15 protein-coding genes and 2 tRNA genes are annotated in these 15,450 nt (G+C 71.5%); 7 read left to right on the top strand and 10 right to left on the bottom strand.

Annotated features, from left to right (window positions below):
* Together B9S61_RS16300 and B9S61_RS16295 are read left to right on the top strand one after the other, a co-directional pair.
* Window positions 1–655, top strand: a 655-nt coding sequence (locus B9S61_RS16300; protein ID WP_103542914.1) for an SPFH domain-containing protein, incomplete at its 5' end; no start/stop codon positions are given.
* Between the two features lie 334 nt (window positions 656–989).
* A complete protein-coding gene (locus tag B9S61_RS16295; RefSeq protein ID WP_103542908.1) occupies window positions 990–1,598 on the top strand; it encodes a lytic polysaccharide monooxygenase in 609 nt (202 codons plus the stop codon).
* A gap of 66 nt (window positions 1,599–1,664) precedes the next feature.
* Here the strand turns inward: B9S61_RS16295 and B9S61_RS16290 are convergent.
* From B9S61_RS16290 to ehuB, 6 genes are all read right to left on the bottom strand, one after another.
* Window positions 1,665–1,738, bottom strand: a tRNA-Lys gene (locus B9S61_RS16290).
* Between the two features lie 105 nt (window positions 1,739–1,843).
* A complete protein-coding gene (locus B9S61_RS16285) occupies window positions 1,844–2,602 on the bottom strand; it encodes an IclR family transcriptional regulator (RefSeq protein WP_103542907.1) in 759 nt (252 codons plus the stop codon).
* Between the two features lie 207 nt (window positions 2,603–2,809).
* Entirely contained in the window at window positions 2,810–3,595 is a 786-nt protein-coding gene (ehuA, locus tag B9S61_RS16280) for an ectoine/hydroxyectoine ABC transporter ATP-binding protein EhuA (RefSeq protein ID WP_103542906.1), read from the bottom strand.
* Window positions 3,585–4,235, bottom strand: coding sequence for an ectoine/hydroxyectoine ABC transporter permease subunit EhuD (ehuD, locus tag B9S61_RS16275; protein ID WP_103542905.1), 651 nt, complete (start codon window positions 4,233–4,235; stop codon window positions 3,585–3,587). The genes ehuA and ehuD overlap by 11 nt, the downstream gene beginning before the upstream one ends.
* Window positions 4,232–4,936 (bottom strand): ectoine/hydroxyectoine ABC transporter permease subunit EhuC, encoded by a 705-nt coding sequence (gene ehuC / locus B9S61_RS16270; protein WP_103542904.1) that lies wholly within the window; start codon window positions 4,934–4,936, stop codon window positions 4,232–4,234. The genes ehuD and ehuC overlap by 4 nt, the downstream gene beginning before the upstream one ends.
* On the bottom strand, window positions 4,933–5,862 hold the full coding sequence (ehuB, locus tag B9S61_RS16265) for an ectoine/hydroxyectoine ABC transporter substrate-binding protein EhuB (protein WP_103542903.1): 930 nt from the start codon (window positions 5,860–5,862) through the stop codon (window positions 4,933–4,935). Before ehuB ends, ehuC begins: the two co-directional genes overlap by 4 nt.
* A gap of 106 nt (window positions 5,863–5,968) precedes the next feature.
* Here ehuB and B9S61_RS16260 point away from each other — a divergent pair, with 106 nt between their 5' ends.
* The gene (locus B9S61_RS16260; RefSeq protein WP_103542902.1) at window positions 5,969–6,463 is read left to right on the top strand and encodes a DUF3830 family protein; all 495 of its coding nucleotides are present in this window, start codon (window positions 5,969–5,971) and stop codon (window positions 6,461–6,463) included.
* Window positions 6,464–6,489: 26 nt separating this feature from the next.
* On the opposite strand, the gene B9S61_RS16255 is transcribed toward B9S61_RS16260, so the two are convergent.
* Both B9S61_RS16255 and B9S61_RS16250 read right to left on the bottom strand, forming a co-directional pair.
* Window positions 6,490–7,896, bottom strand: coding sequence for an amidase (locus B9S61_RS16255; protein WP_103542901.1), 1,407 nt, complete (start codon window positions 7,894–7,896; stop codon window positions 6,490–6,492).
* A gap of 25 nt (window positions 7,897–7,921) precedes the next feature.
* Complete coding sequence (locus B9S61_RS16250; RefSeq protein WP_103542900.1) at window positions 7,922–8,869, bottom strand: D-2-hydroxyacid dehydrogenase; 948 nt, start codon at window positions 8,867–8,869, stop codon at window positions 7,922–7,924.
* Between the two features lie 195 nt (window positions 8,870–9,064).
* Here B9S61_RS16250 and B9S61_RS16245 point away from each other — a divergent pair, with 195 nt between their 5' ends.
* The 3 genes from B9S61_RS16245 to B9S61_RS16235 are packed head-to-tail and all read left to right on the top strand — an operon-like array spanning window position 9,065 to window position 11,562.
* On the top strand, window positions 9,065–9,916 hold the full coding sequence (locus B9S61_RS16245; RefSeq protein WP_103542913.1) for an aspartate/glutamate racemase family protein: 852 nt from the start codon (window positions 9,065–9,067) through the stop codon (window positions 9,914–9,916).
* The gene (locus B9S61_RS16240) at window positions 9,913–10,650 is read left to right on the top strand and encodes a decarboxylase (RefSeq protein WP_103542899.1); all 738 of its coding nucleotides are present in this window, start codon (window positions 9,913–9,915) and stop codon (window positions 10,648–10,650) included. The genes B9S61_RS16245 and B9S61_RS16240 overlap by 4 nt, the downstream gene beginning before the upstream one ends.
* Before the next feature lie 18 nt (window positions 10,651–10,668).
* Window positions 10,669–11,562 (top strand): hypothetical protein, encoded by an 894-nt coding sequence (locus B9S61_RS16235; protein WP_258039686.1) that lies wholly within the window; start codon window positions 10,669–10,671, stop codon window positions 11,560–11,562.
* Window positions 11,563–11,667: 105 nt separating this feature from the next.
* Here B9S61_RS16235 and B9S61_RS16230 read toward each other — a convergent pair.
* Window positions 11,668–11,740: transfer RNA gene (locus tag B9S61_RS16230), tRNA-Gly, on the bottom strand.
* Between the two features lie 212 nt (window positions 11,741–11,952).
* Between B9S61_RS16230 and B9S61_RS16225 the strand changes: the two genes are divergently transcribed.
* The gene (locus B9S61_RS16225; RefSeq protein ID WP_103542898.1) at window positions 11,953–13,053 is read left to right on the top strand and encodes an LLM class flavin-dependent oxidoreductase; all 1,101 of its coding nucleotides are present in this window, start codon (window positions 11,953–11,955) and stop codon (window positions 13,051–13,053) included.
* Here B9S61_RS16225 and B9S61_RS16220 read toward each other — a convergent pair.
* Complete coding sequence (locus tag B9S61_RS16220) at window positions 13,029–14,924, bottom strand: bifunctional diguanylate cyclase/phosphodiesterase (protein ID WP_103542897.1); 1,896 nt, start codon at window positions 14,922–14,924, stop codon at window positions 13,029–13,031. The genes B9S61_RS16225 and B9S61_RS16220 overlap by 25 nt on opposite strands.
* Between the last annotated feature and the right edge of the window lie 526 nt (window positions 14,925–15,450).

Here is a 15,450-nt window from a genome sequence, read left to right as displayed (position 1 = left end):
CGGCGGGCTGGCCCGTGGCGGAACCGGCCGGGCCTGGGTGCTCGACCTGTTCGGCCGCTACCGGGGCACCGTACGGCGGACCGGACTCATGTGGGTCAACCCCCTGCTGCTGCGCCGGAGGGTCGACGTCCGGCTGCGGCACTGGCGCGGTGAGCCGATGCCCGCGGCCGACCGGGGCGGTGTCGCCCTGCAGGTGGCCGTCCTGGTGGTCTGGCGGGTACGGGACACCGCTCGGGCCACGCTGGCCGTCGAGGACCACGAGACCTATCTGCGCCGGTGCGTCGAGGCCGCACTGCCGCGGGTGCCGGTGGCCGCGCCGGGTGCGGGGCGGGGCGCGGTGGAGGCGGCGCAGGACGCGCTGACCCGATTGGTGGCGGCGGATGCGGAGCCGGTGGGGGTGGAGGTGTTCGCGGTGCGGCCGGTGCGGGTGGAGTACGCGCCCGAGGTGGCCGTCGCGATGCACCGGCGGCGGATCGCCGCGCTGGACGCCCAGCACCGGGCGACCGTGCTCAGCTCGGTCGTGGACTCCGTGGAGGACACGGTGACCCGGCTGACGATGCGGGGGCTGGTGGAGCTGGACGACCACGAACGCAAGGTACTGGTGAAGGACCTGACGGTGGCGTTCTGCGCGGGCCGGAGCGAGACGGCGCCGTGAACGCCCGGCGCACGGACGCGGGACGGGGACGGACGCGGGACGGGGACGGACGCGGGAGGGGGACGGACGCGGGAGGGGGACGGACGCGGGAGGGGGACGGACGCGGGAGGGGGACGGGACCTAACCCGGGACCGGATCCCGGGACCGGACCGAACCCGGGAGCGAACCCCGGACCCGGACCCGGGACCGAACCCGGGGCCGTCCTGGGACGAACCCCCGGGGAACACCTCCTGCGATTGGTATGGACATGTTCAATCCGCGCCCATAATCTGAACTTGGTCTAGACCTACCTGCACGGCTCACTGAAACCCCCACGTTCTCCAGGAGCGGCAGCATGCGCACATCACGGACCAAGCTGTACGCAGCCGCGGTGGGACTGGCCACGACCGGAGCACTCGTGCTCTCCTCCGGTGGTGCCAGCGGCCACGGCTACACCGACCTGCCGGTCAGCAGGCAGAAGCTCTGCCAGAACGGCACGGTCACCAACTGCGGATCCATCCAGTGGGAGCCGCAGAGCGTCGAGGGCCCGAAGGGCTTCCCCGCCTCCGGCCCCGCCGACGGGCAGCTCTGCTCGGCCAACAACACGCGGTTCGGCCGGCTCGACAGCCCGCGGACCCCGTCGGGCGGCGCCTGGCCCACCACCCGGGTGTCGGGCGGCCAGAACTACACCTTCCGGTGGCAGTTCACGGCCATGCACGCCACCACCGACTTCAAGTACTACGTCACCAGGCCGGGCTGGAACCAGAACCACAACCTGTCCCGGTCCGACCTCAACCTGACACCGTTCCTGACGGTGCCCTACAACGGCCAGCGCCCGCCCGCGACGCTGTCGCACAGCGGCCGTCTGCCGTCCGGGCTCAGCGGCCACCACGTGATCCTCGCGGTGTGGACCGTCCATGACACGGGCAACGCGTTCTACGCCTGCTCCGACGTCACGTTCTGAGCATCACCGGAGCCGCGTCACCAGCACGTCAAAGGGCCTCTCGCTCCCACGAGAGGCCCTTCCAGGTGCGCCGCCAGGGACTCGAACCCCGGACCCGCTGATTAAGAGTCAGCTGCTCTAACCAACTGAGCTAGCGGCGCATGACTCCCACCGTCCGCTTGCGCGGTCGGCGACGGAAAAATAATACCCGCTCCGGGAGGGTGGTCCCGACCAGCCCCGGCCGGCCGGTTCGGCCCCGCCCCCTCCTAGATCGTCAGCGAGAGCAGTACCGGTGCCGCGTTGCGGTTGAGGGCGTCGGCGGCCCGGCGCAGCCGGTGGGCGTGCTCGACCGGGAGGGACAGCGCCAGGCAGCCCACCGAGGAACCGGCCGTGACGGGGACGGCCGCGCAGACCGTGCCCACCGCGTACTCCTGGAGGTCCAGGACCGGCACCGTGGGCGGCTGCGACGCCAGCCGGGAGAGCAGCAGCCGGTCGCTGGTGATGGTGCGCGAGGTGAGCCGGGCCATCCGGTGCCGGGCGAGATGGTCGCGCCGGCCGTCGTGGTCGAGCTGGGTGAGCAGGCTCTTGCCCATCGCCGTGGCGTGCGCCGAGGAGCGGAAGTCCACCCACTCGTTGACCTTCGGTGTGGCCGGGCCGTCGGCGTACTGGGTGACCTCGACCTCTCCGTCGACGTACCGGGTGATGTAGACGGCGGCGCCCACGGAGTCGCGGAGCCGGTCCAGGGTGTGCTGGAGCTTGTCGCGCAGTGCCAGGTCGTGTCCCTCGGCGGAGCAGAGGCGGGTGAAGGCCGCTCCGGTCACGTACGCGCCGTCGGCGATCTGCTCGACGTAGGCCTCGCGGCGCAGCATCCGCAGGAGGGTGGTCAGCCGCTCCGTCGTGATGCCGGTCTCGCGGGCGAGTTCGGTGTCGTTGACTCCTGTGTCGCGCCGCGCCACCGTCTCCAGGACGCGCAGCGCGTCCTGGACCGAGTGGTACGACGCGGTCGGCTCGTGCTTCAGCGTCACGGTTTCCCCCTGCGCTCGCGAATGGGGCCGCAATCCGGTCAGCGAATCCCCTCCACGATAGCCGTCAAACGGCTTCCGGGGAGCGGGGGTTGACGAGATTGCGGCCCTCTCAACTGCGGCGCCGATCCTCTGGCACATGCCGGAGGAATGACCCACGGTACGGACCTCGGGCTCTGCCGACGCCCGCGCCGCGGATACGCCCCGCGGTCACAGGATCGCGCTGAGGAACTCCCGCGTCCGGTCGTTCTCCGGCTCGTTGAAGATCTGCTCCGGCGGGCCCGTCTCGATGACCCGGCCCGCGTCGAACATCAGCACCTGGTCGGAGATGTCCCGGGCGAAGTTCATCTCGTGGGTCACACAGAGCATCGTGATGTCGGTGGTGCGGGCGATGTCCCGCAGCAGGTCGAGGACGCCCGCGACCAGCTCGGGGTCGAGCGCCGAGGTCACCTCGTCGAGGAGGAGCACCTTCGGCCGCATCGCCAGCGCGCGGGCGATCGCCACGCGCTGCTGCTGGCCGCCGGAGAGCTGCGACGGGCGGGCGTCGCACTTGTCGGCCAGGCCCACCATGTCGAGCAGCCCCTTGGCCCGCTCCACCGCCTCGTCCTTGGACATGCCGAGCACGGTGACCGGTGCCTCGGTGATGTTGCGCAGCACGCTCATGTTCGGGAACAGGTTGAACTGCTGGAACACCATCCCGATCTGCTTGCGCGCCTCGCGCCGCTCCTTCTCGGAGGCCGGGAACAGCTTCTTCCCGTCCACCGTGATCGTGCCCTCGTCGGGCTTGAGCAGCGTCATCAGCAGCCGCAGGATCGTCGTCTTGCCCGACCCCGACGGGCCGATCAGGGTGACGTGCTTGCCGGCGTCGACGGAGAAGTCCAGGTGGTCGAGGACGGTGTTCTCCCCGAACCGCTTGGTGACCTGCTCGAAACGGATCAGCTCACCGGAGCTGCGCTCGGGGCTCGTCTCGGGATTGGGGGGAGTGTCAGTGGGCAAGGCGTCGCTCCAGGGCTCGCAGGGCAAGGGAGGCCAGGTAGGAGATGACGATGAAGGCCACGCCGATCACCGTCAGGGGCTCGGTGAACTGGAAGTTCTGCTGCGAGAACAGACGTGCCTCGCCGAGCATCTCCAGCACCGTGATCGCCATCAGCAGCGGCGTGTCCTTCAGCATGGAGATCACGTAGTTGCCGAGGGCGGGGACCACGCGGCGGATCGCCTGCGGCAGGATCACCGCCGTCCACGTCCGCTTCAGCGGCAGGTTCAGCGCCGTCGCGGCCTCCCACTGGCCGACCGGCACCCCTTCGATGCCGGCCCGGTAGACCTGCATCGTGTACGTCGAGTAGTGCAGGCCGATGGCGACCACACCGGTGGTGAGCGCCGAGAAGGTGATGTTCCACTCGGGCAGCACGTAGAAGAGGAAGAACAGCTGCACCAGCAGCGGGGTGTTGCGGACGAACTCCGTGACCACCCCGACGGGCCAGGTCACGAAGCGCGACGGCACCCGCATCAGCAGCGCCCACACCAGACCGAGGGCGAACGACACCAGCGATCCGAGGACGAGGATCTGCAGGGTGACCAGCAGACCGTCCCAGAAGTGCGGCATGAAGTCGGAGACCGCGTTCCAGTCCCACTTCATCGGACACCCCCGATCCCGGCCGGCTCAGGAGCGGCGGCCTTGCGCTTCGGTGGCGTCTTCCCGACGCCCGCCTTCAGCTTCTTCTCCAGCCCGCGCATCACCCGCGTCAGCAGGAAGGCGATCACGAAGTAGATCAGCAGGATGTACGTGTAGATCTCCGCGCTCTCCTGCAGCGCCAGACGGACCAGGTTGCCGCTGAACGCCAGATCGCCCATGCCCATGATCGACACCAGCGCGGTGCCCTTGAGCAGCTCGATCAGCAGGTTGGAGAAGGGCGGGATCATCTCCGGCACCGCCTGCGGCAGCATGATCAGCCTCATCCGCTGCCACGGCGTGAAGCTGAGTGCGATGCCGCCCTCCTTCTGCGAGGGGTCGACCGCGCCGAGCGCGCCGCGCACGATCTCGGAGCCGTACGCCCCGTAGGTCAGGCCCAGTGCCAGCGTGCCCGCCCACATGGGCACCAGCTGCCAGCCGAAGGCCGGCGGCAGCACGAAGAACACCCAGAAGATCATCACCAGCGCGGAGGTCCCGCGGAACACCTCGGTGTAGACGCCCGCGAGGAAGCGGACGATCCACAGGTGGTGGGTGCGCGCGATACCGACCACGAAGGAGACGCCGGCCGCGAGCAGCGAGCTGAAGACGAGCAGCTGGATCGTGACCCAGACGCCCTGGAGTACCAGTTCCCACAGTCCGGATGTCATCCGCCGCAGAGCTCCTTCGCGGTCAGATCGGTCATCTCGTCCTCGGTGAAACCGAAGGGCTTGAGGATGCGCAGCAGTTCGCCGCTCTTCTTGAGCTTGTGCAGCTCGGTGTTGAAGGCGTCCCGCAGGTTCGTCTCGGTCGGGCGGAAGGCGAAGCCGCCGCCGTCCGTGTGCGGCTCACCGTTGACGATCGGCTGGAACGCCTCCGTCGCCTCGGTCCTGCCGGACTTCTTGACCACCTCACGGACGGTCAGCGCCGTACCCGCGAAGACGTCCACGCGCCCGGCCTCGACGGCGTTCAGGCCGGCCACCTGGTCGGGCACGATCAGGATGTCGCTCTCCTTGTACCCGGCCTCCACCGCGTAGGCGATCTCGGCGTAGCCGGTACCGGTCGCGAACTTGGCCTTCTTCGCCACCACGTCCTTGTAGTCGTTCAGCCCGAGGGGGTTCCCCTTGCGCACGATGAAGGCGTCGAGCATCTGGTAGTCGGGGTCGGAGAAGATGACCTGCTCGCAGCGGTCGGGGTTGATGTACATCCCGGCCGCCACGATGTCGAACTGCTGCGACGCCAGACCGGGGATGAGGGAGCCGAACTCCGTCGGCACCGGCTGCACCCGGTCCACTCCGAGCCGCTTGAAGATGACCTTCGCCAGCTCCGGCGCCTCGCCGGTCAGCTCACCGTCCTTGTCGATGTACCCGAAGGGGATCTCACCGGCGATACCGAGCCGGGCCACGCCCTGGGCCCTGAGCCGTTCGAGGAGATCACCGCCTTCCACGTCGGATCCGGCGGCCACCCGCGAGCAGCCGGCCGCCCCCAGCGCGCCGAGCGCCGCGACCCCCGCGAGCAGCGACCGGCGAGTGGGCCCGGCTGTTCTGGACCTTTGGTCGGATATACCCCATGAAGGGGTTCTGTGTGGTGGAGCCATGGGCGCGCAGCTACCCGAAGCCGAGGGGGTTATGCCGATCTTTTTCAGTCCGATACCTCGGCCCGGCACCCTTGACCGCGGGCCCCCGGGGCACTGCCATGGAGGCATGGCTGATCGCTACATCGAAGTCTCGCTGGTCAGGCGCGGGATCACTTGCACGGCCCAACTACTGGACGACCGGGCCCCGGTCACCTGCGCGGCCGTCTGGGACGCGCTCCCCCTCGGCGGCGACGTGTATCACGCCAAATACGCGCGCAACGAGATCTATGCCCTCTTCCCGCCCTTCGCGGCATCCGAACCACCGCTGGAGAATCCGACCGTCACGCCGATTCCGGGTGATCTGTGCTATTTCGCCTTCGCGAGTGCCGAGTTGGGCACCAGGGCGTACGGCTACGACCGCGAGGTCCGCCCCGGCACCACCCTGGTGGACCTGGCCCTGTTCTACGAACGCAACAACCTGCTGCTCAACGGCGACGTCGGCTGGGTGCCCGGCATCGTCTGGGGTCAGGTGGTGGACGGCCTCGCGGCCATGGCCGAGGGCTGCAACGACCTGTGGCGCACCGGAGCGGCGGGGGAGACGCTCAGCTTCCGGCGCGCGTGACCTCCGGTTTCCGGCGGGCGTGACGCTCAGCTTCCGGCGCGCGTGACGCCCGTGGCCGCCCCCGCCTCGTACAGCGCGTGCGCCGCCCGCAGGACCAGCGCGTCCTGATGCCGGGCGGCCACCAGCTGCAGGCCGACCGGCAGCCCGGCGGCGTCGGTGCCGACGGGCACCGTCGCGGCGGGCTGCTGCGTCATGTTGAAGGGGTACGTGAACGGTGTCCAGCCTGTCCACCGGCGGTGGCCCGAGCCCCTCGGCACCTCCGCGCCCGCCTCGAACGCCGTGACCGGCACGGTCGGGGTGACCAGCAGATCGTAGGTGTCGTGGAAACGGCCCATCCGGCGGCCCAGGTCCATCCGCACGTCCACCGCGGCCAGATAGTCCAGCGCCGAACGGCGGGCCCCCGCCCCGCAGACCTCCCGCAGCCCGGGATCGAGCAGCCCGCGCTGCTCACGCGTGAGGTGCTGGGTCACCCGCGCCGCACCGGCGAACCACAGGGTGTGGAAGGCCTCCACCGGATCGGCGAGATCCGGGTCCGTCTCCTCGACGTACGCGCCGAGCCCGGCCAGCGACTCCACCGCCCGCCGCACCGCGGCCGCCACCTCCGGATCCACCCGCACCTGCCCGCCCAGCGACGGCGAGTACGCCACCCGCAGCCCGCGCACCCCGCCCGCCAGCCCCTCCGAGAAGGAGCCGGGCGCCGGGCCGAGCGCCGACCAGTCCCGGGAGTCCGGCCCGCCGATCACGTCCATCAGCAGCGCCGCGTCCGCCGCGTCCCGGGTCATCGGACCGACGTGCGCCAGCGTGCCGAACGCGCTCGCCGGATACAGCGGCACCCTTCCGTACGTCGGCTTCAGCGCGAAGATCCCGCAGAAGGCGGCGGGGATACGGACACTCCCCCCGCCGTCCGTGCCCAGGGCGAGGGGCCCCGCGCCCAGCGCCACGGCCGCCGCCGCGCCCCCGCTGGACCCGCCCGCCGTACGCGCCGGATCGTACGGATTACGGGTGATCCCGCTGAGCGGCGAGTCCGTGACCCCCTTCCAGCCGAACTCGGGGGTCGTCGTCTTGCCCAGGAACACCGCGCCGTGCTCCCGCAGCCGGGCCACCGAGGGCGCGTCCTCGTCCCAGCGGACCGCCGCCGGGTCGACGGTCCGCGAGCCCTTCAGCGTCGGGGCGCCGCGCAGCAGCAGGATGTCCTTCACCGTGACCGGCACGCCGTCCAGCAGCCCGTACGGCTCACCGCGCCGCCATCGCTCCTCGGAGGCGGCGGCCCGCTCCAGCGCGTCCTCGGCGAGCAGCCGCACGAACGCGTTCACCTCGGGCTGGATGGCCCCGGCCCGCTCCAGCGCCGCGCGGGTCACCTCGACGGGACCGAACTCACCCCCGCGGTAGCCGTCGAGGAGCCTTACGGCGGTCAGCCCGGTGAGCTCGGACATCCGGCCTCCTTCTCAGGTGCGCACGTCAGTGACCGGGTACATACCCGCGCTGCTTGTCGACCACGTTCACCAGCGGCTCGCCCGCCGCCCACAGCTCGAACAACTCAACGAACTGGGCGCCGAGTTCGTCCCGCCAGCCGACCGTGTCCCCGCTCATGTGCGGCGACACGACCAGCCCGGGCACCTCCCACAGCGGGCCGTCCGGGGGAAGCGGCTCGGTCTCGAAGACGTCCAGCGCGGCCCCCGCGATCCACCGCCCGCGCAGCGCCCCGGCCAGCGCCTCCTCGTCGACCAGCTGCCCCCGGCCGATGTTGACGAAGTACGCGGAGGGCCGCATCATCCCGAACCGGCGGGCGTCGAACATGCCCCGCGTCTCCTCGGTCAGCGGCGCGGCCGCGATCACCCAGTCCGCGCCGGCCAGCAGCCGGTCCAGGTCCTCCGGGCCGTGCACCCCCACCCGCGCGGTGCGCCCGGCCAGCGCGGTCCGCACCCCGAGCGCCTCGAGCGTGCCGGCGACCGCCCGGCCGATCGGCCCCGACCCGACCACCACGGCACGGGTCCCGGCGACCCCGCGCGTCTCCCGGTGCCGCCAGGTCCGCTCCCGCTGCAGCTCCAGCGTCCGCGGCAGATCCTTGGCGAAGGCGAGCACCAGGGCCGCGACGTACTCGGCGATCGGCCGGTCGAAGACACCGCGCGCGTTGGTGACCACGGTGTCGGAGGCGGCGAGTTCCGGGCAGAGCAGATGGTCCACGCCCGCGCTCGCCGTGTGCACCCAGCGCGGCCGGGGCCCCTCACCGGGCCACGCCTCGCGCACCGCGTGCGAGGCGAAGTCCCACACCAGCAGCACGTCCGCGGACGGCAGCCGCTCGGCCAGGGTCGAGGCGTCGGCGTGCTCGACCCTGACCCGGCCGGTGAGCCGGCCGAGACGGGGGAGCGGATCGGCGTCCAGCACGAGCAGCGTGGGGATGGACATGAGCGGCCTCGCCTCCAGGTTCTTCGGCTCGATACGGCTCCCCGGCGGCGGCCGGTGCCCGACGAGTTAACCAGGTGTTGACCGGTGGGTGCCCCAGGCGGATTGACCACGCTCGCACCCGAACCTACCGTCGTCAACACGGGCCTTCCCGCGATCCCTTGTGTGCTCGTCTCCCAGCGTGAGGCCGGTGCTGACATGGACGTCTCCTTTCTCGGCGGTCCCGGCCCGCAGCGCGGTGTCGGTGTCGTCGCCCCCTTCGACTTCGCGCTGGACCGCGAGCTCTGGCGCTGGATCCCGGACGAGGTGTCGCTCCACCTCACCCGAACGCCGTACGTGCCGGTCGAGGTGAGTCTCGACCTCGCCCGGCTGGTCAGCGAGCACGAGACCCTCGGCGACGCGGTGCGCACCCTCACCGCGGTCACGCCCGAGGTCGTCGCCTACGCCTGTACGTCGGGCAGCTTCGTCGGCGGGATCGTCGGCGAGCGCGCGATGTGCGAGGCGATGAGCCGGGCCGGCGCGGTCCCCGCCGTCACCACCTCCGGCGCGCTCCTCGAAGCGCTGGTGGAACTGGACGTACGCCGGGTCGCCCTGGTCACCCCGTACACCGTCTCGGTCACCCGGGCGCTGGAGAACTACGTCGCCCGGGCCGGAGTCACCGTCACCGGCTGCGCGTACATGGGCCTGACCCGGCACATCTGGAAGGTCACCTACCGCGAGGTGGTGGACATGGCCCGGCGGGCGGCGGCCCGCGGCCGGCTCGGCGCCGCCGACGCGCTGTTCCTGTCCTGCACCAACCTGCCGACCTACGACGTCATCCCGCAGCTGGAGGCGGAGCTGCGCATCCCGGTCATCTCGGCCAACCAGGTGACCATGTGGGCGGCGCTGCGCCGATTGGGTACACGGGCGGTGGGACCGTATCAGGCGCTGATCGACGCGTCGGCGCGGTCCGGGACCGTACTGCCGGGCCAGACATCCGGCTCCGTACTGCCGGACGTGCCCGCAGTACCGGACGTACCGGAAGAGAAACAGCAGGAAGGCTGGACATGACCGCACTGGGATTCCTCTATCCGGGCCACTCCGCAGAGAACGACTATCCGCGTATCGAGCAGTTGCTGGGCAGCGACGTCCGGGTGGACCTGGTGCACACCGACATCGGCGAGGACGCCCACCGGGTCGACGCGCTGCTGCAGATGGGAGCGCCCGAACGGCTGGCGGCCGGCCTCCAGCAGCTGCGGCTCTCCGGCGCCGACGCGGTGGTGTGGGCCTGCACCAGCGGCAGTTTCGTGCACGGCTGGGACGGCGCCCACGAGCAGGTGCGCAACCTCGCGCGGGCGGCCGGCATGCCCGCCTCGTCCACGTCCTTCGGCTTCGTGCACGCGCTGCGGGAGATCGAGGCGCGGCGGGTCGCCGTCGGCGCCACCTACCCGGACGACGTGGCGGTCCTCTTCGCCGGGTTCCTGCGGGCCGGCGGTGCGGAGGTCACCGGCGTGCGCAGTTCCGGGATCATCACCGCGGCGGAGGTCGGCACCTGGGGCGAGGAGGAGCTGTTCGCGCTGGCCCGCGCGGCCGACAGCCCCGACGCCGACGCGCTCCTCCTGCCGGACACCGCCCTGCACACGGTCGCCCACATCCCGGCCCTGGAGAAGGAACTGGGCAAGCCGGTCCTCACCGCCAACCAGGTCACGGCCTGGGAGTGCCTGCGCCTGGCCGACCGCCGGGTGAACGCCCCGCAACTGGGCGCACTGTTCACCCGCGAACCGATCGTGCAGGCCCAGGCCTGAGGACGACGCCGTACAACCTTGATCGACTCCGGGTGGTCCCACTTCCGTGAGCCCTGCGCCGCGCCTCGGCGCAGGGCGTCGGAATCTCGACCAGGGAGTAAGCACCATGAGAGCCACCGCCGTTCGCCGCGCGGTCCTGACCGTCTCCGCGGCCGCCCTCTCGCCGTTCTGACCACCGCTTGCGGCGGCGGTGAGGCGACCGGCGGGAAGGGCGGGGACAAGGCGGCGAAGGGCGACGCCGCGTCCGGTGCTCCGGCCGCGAAGGCGCTGACCGCCGCCGAACTGGAGAAGCTCGTGGTCGCCTCGGCCGACATCGAGGACCACAAGGTCGTCGAGCCGGGCAAGGACGCCGTCTCCGATCCCGGGACCCTCTCCGTGGAGCAGGCCGGGTGCGAGCCTGTCGCCCAGGCGCTGTCGTCCCTGCCGGTGGGCACACCGGCGGCGAGCGCACAGCGGCTCGTCACCCAGGAGTCCGCGGCAGCCGCGAAGGGCATGCCGGACCTCTCGGAGCTCACGCCGGAGGAGGCCGAGGACGCGATGCTCGACTCCCTCGACATCACCAGGACGATGACCTCGCTCCGGTCCTACGACGCCGACGGTGCGGAGCGCGCCCTCACCGCGCTGCGGGAGGCGGGCGAGAAGTGCGCAGGAGGCTTCACCATGTCGGTCGACGGTGAGAAGCAGCAGATCACCGGGATCACCGAGGAGAAGCTCGCGGCCGGGGAGGACGCGGTCGCCTGGACCGTGGGCACCAAGATGGACGGAACCTCCGCCGACACGAAGGTCGTCGTCTTCCGCCAGGGCACCACGCTCGCCGGATGCTCGTCCTTCAACATCGCGGCGATCAGCCGGGACGAGGCGTTCGAGCAGCCGACCGCCGTCATCAAGGCGCAGGAGGCCAAGCTCGGCTGACGGCCTGCCCTCCGCGCGGACCGGGTGACGGCCCCGGTCCCCGCGGAGGAGGATGAGGCGCACACGAAAGAACCCCGGTCCCGCTTTCGCGGGCCGGGGTTCTCGTGGAGCGCCGGGCAGGCCTTGCACCTGCACCTCCCCGCAGGAAGCGGGGCGTCTTTCCTTGGACCACCGACGCGTGATCACTTTCGGGGGCGAGCCCCTCAGCGAGCAGGATGAGCTTATCGCATGATCATCGGGTGCGCACACCGTCGGGTGCCGCGGGGCGACCGGTACACCGGGGAGAGGGGGCGGGAGAGGGAGAGAGGGGGCGGGGGAGCGGAATAACCGGGGGGCCGTCTCCCGTTACGTCACGCAGCTACCGTCACACCCCACAGGAGGCGCCCCACCATGGCCACAGACGCCGCAGAGGAGATCCGGGGCACCGCCCACGGCACCGCACCCGTCCCGCTCTCGGTCCTGGACCTGGTCACCGTGGGCGCCGGCCGCACCGCCACCGAGGCCCTGCGGACCAGCGTCGGCCTCGCCCGCCTCGCCGAGTCCCGCGGCTTCCACCGCCACTGGGTCGCCGAGCACCACTCCATGCCGGGTGTGGCCTCCTCCTCCCCGGCGGTCATCCTGGCCCACCTCGCCGCCCACACCGACCGCATCCGCCTCGGCTCCGGCGGGGTCATGCTGCCCAACCACGCGCCGCTGGTGATCGCCGAGCAGTTCGGCACCCTGGAGGCCCTCGCCCCGGGCCGGATCGACCTCGGCCTCGGCCGCGCCCCCGGCACCGACGGCGCCACCGCGGCCGCCCTGCGCCGCACCGACCGGCTGAACGAGGGCGCCGACGACTTCCCCGAGCAGCTCGCCGAGCTCACCCGCTTCCTCGACGACGACTTCCCCGACGGCCACCCCTACGCGCGCATCCACGCCGTTCCCGGCCCGGTGCAGGCGACGTCCCCCGGTGGCGTGCAGTCCCCGCACCGCCCGCCCGTCTGGCTGCTCGGCTCCTCCGGCTTCAGCGCCCGGCTGGCCGGCATGCTCGGCCTGCCCTTCGCCTTCGCCCACCACTTCTCGGCGCAGAACACGATTCCGGCCCTCGACCTCTACCGCGAGTCCTTCCGCCCCGGCGAGGTCCTCGACGCGCCCTACGCCGTGATCGGCGTCTCCGCGCTGGCGACGGACGACGAGAAGGAGGCCCGCCGCCAGGTGCTCGCCGCCGCGCTCAACATGGTCCGGCTGCGCACCGGCCGCCCCGGGCTCGTCCCGACGCCGGAGGAGGCGGAGGCGTACGACTTCTCGCCGATGGAGCGGGAGTTCGTCGACTCCTGGAACGCCAACGTCGTCCACGGCACGGCGGACGAGGTCCGCGCGGGGCTCGACGAGCTGCAGAAGCGCACCGGCGCCGACGAGCTGATGCTCACCGCCAACGCCCACGGCGGTGACATCCGCCTGCGCTCCTACGAGCTGATCGCCGACGCCTACGGTTTGCCCACGCCGGTCTGAATTCCGGGAATTCCGGGCGAGCCCAGCAGCTCGGAGATGCGGTCCGGTGACACCGGCCGGGAGTACAGCCAGCCCTGACCGGTGTCGCAGCCGATCCGGCGCAGCCTCGTCGCCTGTGCCGAGGTCTCCACGCACTCCGCGGTGACGGTCAGCCCGAGCCGGTGGGCGAGCTGCACCATCGCCTCGACGATGGCCTCGTCCGCCGGGCTCGCCTGGGCGGTGCGGTCCTCGATCTGGAAGCCGCGGACGAAGGAGCCGTCCAGTTTCAGTACCGACACGGGCAGCCGGCTGAGGTAGGCCAGGTTCGAGTAGCCGGTGCCGAAGTCGTCGATGGCGATGCCGACGCCCATGTCGCTGAGCGCCTTCAGCGTCTGGATCGGCCGGCCGGTGGATCCCATCACCGCGGACTCGGTCAGCTCCAGCTGGAGCAGCCGCGGCGCGAGGCCCGTCTCCTCGAGGATGTCGGCGACGTCCGCCACCAGGTCGGAGTCCCACACCTGACGGACCGCCACGTTCACGCTGACGAAGATCGGCGGCTCGTCCGGGTGCTCCGTCTGCCACGCGCGGGCCTGGCGGCAGGCGGTGCGCAGCACCCAGCGGCCGAGCGGCACGATGGAGCCGTCCTCCTCCGCGAGGGAGATGAACCGATTCGGCGTCAGCGTGCCGAACCGCGGATGGTTCCAGCGGACCAGCGCCTCCACGCCGTGCACCCGGTCGTCCTCCATGCCCACCAGCGGCTGGTACTCCAGCGCGAACTCGCCCCGGTCGATGGCCGGGCGGAGCGTGGAGGCGAGTGCCTGGCGGGTCACCCGGTGGGCGTTGCGCTCCGGGTCGAACAGGGTCCAGCGGGACTTTCCGTCGGCCTTCGCCCAGTAGAGCGTGGTGTCGGCGGCCTGCATCAGCGCGGTGGGCGTGGTCCCGGCGGCATGCCGCTCGACCACCCCGATCGACGCGGAGACCGACAGCCTCCGGCCGTCGAGGTCGAAGGGCGCCTGGATCGCGTCGAGCAGCGACTCGGCGAGGTCGGCCAGCTGTTCGGTTCCGGTGGAGTCCTCGACCAGCAGGGCGAACTCGTCCCCGCCGAGCCGGGCGACCAGCGGCGTGCCGGTCCTGGCGGCGTCCTTCGCGCACTGACCGAGCCGTTCGGCGACGGCGGTCAGCAGCTGGTCGCCGACGCGGTGCCCCAGGGTGTCGTTGACGGCCTTGAACCCGTCCAGGTCGAGGTAGCACAGCCCGATCCGGCCGGTGCCGCTCTCCTCGTACGACCCCGCCTCCAGCGCGGCCGTCAGCCGCTCGAAGAACAGGGTGCGGTTGGGCAGCCGGGTCACCGGGTCGTGCATCCGTACGTGCCGCAGGCGTTCCTGCAGCTCGCGGTGGTCACTGATGTCGGCGACCGACAGCAGTACGCCCCCGTCGTCGGCGGGCAGCGGGGCGACGGTCACCCGCACCCAGAGCGCGTGTCCCTCGGGATGCTTCAGCCGGCGCGTGCAGCGCAGCCTGGCCCGCCGTCCGCGCAGCATCTCCCGGTACGCGTGCCAGGTGCGGGCGTCGGCGGTCAGATCCACCAGGTCGGCGGCGACGGCACCGGTCAGGGTGCCGGGGTCGCGGCCCAGCAGCCCGGCGAGGGCGGTGTTGGCGCCGGTCACCAGACCCTCGCGGTCGACCACGGCCATGGCGAGCGGGGCGGCCGCGAAGGCGGAGCGGTAGGAGAGGGGCGACGGCGGGGCCGCGGGGGCGGCGGAAGACGTCGGAGGTGTGGGAGAAAGCAGTGCTGGGGGTTCGGTACCGGCAGACGTGATGATCTCACTCTCTGTGACGATCGGCCGGTCGAGTTCAGCCGCGGGCGCCGGCCCTTCGGACGTTCCGCTCACCACTCGCTCCCGCAGTGCACTCGATCGCTGTCCGCCGCTGTCCGTGCAGGAAAGTCTCAGTACCAGGAAGTGTGCCGATCATAGAGGCCCGCGCCGGGGCCTTCCAGTCACTCTCCGGTCTTCCGCGCGGATCCGCATCTCTGCCCGATCGTTTCTGCTCACGGGTGGACGGCTTCTGCGGGCCTCCGACCAGTTGTGACGTTCCGTGAGTGAACGGGGTGTCGACTTCGCCCGACTCCGTCCGGCCACGCTCGGAATTCCGCCATTCTCACCCGTCCGGTGCAGCTGAACAGAGCGCGGTATGACAAATCATCACAATCTGGGGTGCGGTAGCCCGCGAACCGTCTCCCGGAGGTCCCCGTGCCGCGTCAGCTCACCCCGGGAGGACTCGGTCGTGAGGCACTGCGGCGCCGGCTCGCGCGAGCTGCCGTCCGGCGCCGACTCACCCGATCGGGTGCACGGCTGCGACCGACCCGCTCGGATGTACGGCTGTGGTTGGCTCGATCGGGTGTATGGCGGCTGTGGT

The sequence above is a fragment of the Streptomyces sp. SM1 genome (assembly GCF_002910825.1).
Classification (GTDB): Bacteria; Actinomycetota; Actinomycetes; order Streptomycetales; family Streptomycetaceae; genus Streptomyces; species Streptomyces okerensis.
This window is presented reverse-complemented; position numbering and strand designations above follow the sequence as displayed.

Bases quoted from the DNA above. Each gene is read 5' to 3' on its own strand.
- B9S61_RS16295 (WP_103542908.1), top strand. From the start codon at position 990: ATGCGCACATCACGGACCAAGCTGTACGCAGCCGCGGTGGGACTGGCC.
- ehuD (WP_103542905.1), bottom strand. From the start codon at position 4,235: ATGAAGTGGGACTGGAACGCGGTCTCCGACTTCATGCCGCACTTCTGG.
- ehuC (WP_103542904.1), bottom strand. From the start codon at position 4,936: ATGACATCCGGACTGTGGGAACTGGTACTCCAGGGCGTCTGGGTCACG.
- ehuB (WP_103542903.1), bottom strand. From the start codon at position 5,862: ATGGCTCCACCACACAGAACCCCTTCATGGGGTATATCCGACCAAAGG.
- B9S61_RS16260 (WP_103542902.1), top strand. From the start codon at position 5,969: ATGGCTGATCGCTACATCGAAGTCTCGCTGGTCAGGCGCGGGATCACT.
- B9S61_RS16255 (WP_103542901.1), bottom strand. From the start codon at position 7,896: ATGTCCGAGCTCACCGGGCTGACCGCCGTAAGGCTCCTCGACGGCTAC.
- B9S61_RS16250 (WP_103542900.1), bottom strand. From the start codon at position 8,869: ATGTCCATCCCCACGCTGCTCGTGCTGGACGCCGATCCGCTCCCCCGT.
- B9S61_RS16245 (WP_103542913.1), top strand. From the start codon at position 9,065: ATGGACGTCTCCTTTCTCGGCGGTCCCGGCCCGCAGCGCGGTGTCGGT.
- B9S61_RS16240 (WP_103542899.1), top strand. From the start codon at position 9,913: ATGACCGCACTGGGATTCCTCTATCCGGGCCACTCCGCAGAGAACGAC.
- B9S61_RS16225 (WP_103542898.1), top strand. From the start codon at position 11,953: ATGGCCACAGACGCCGCAGAGGAGATCCGGGGCACCGCCCACGGCACC.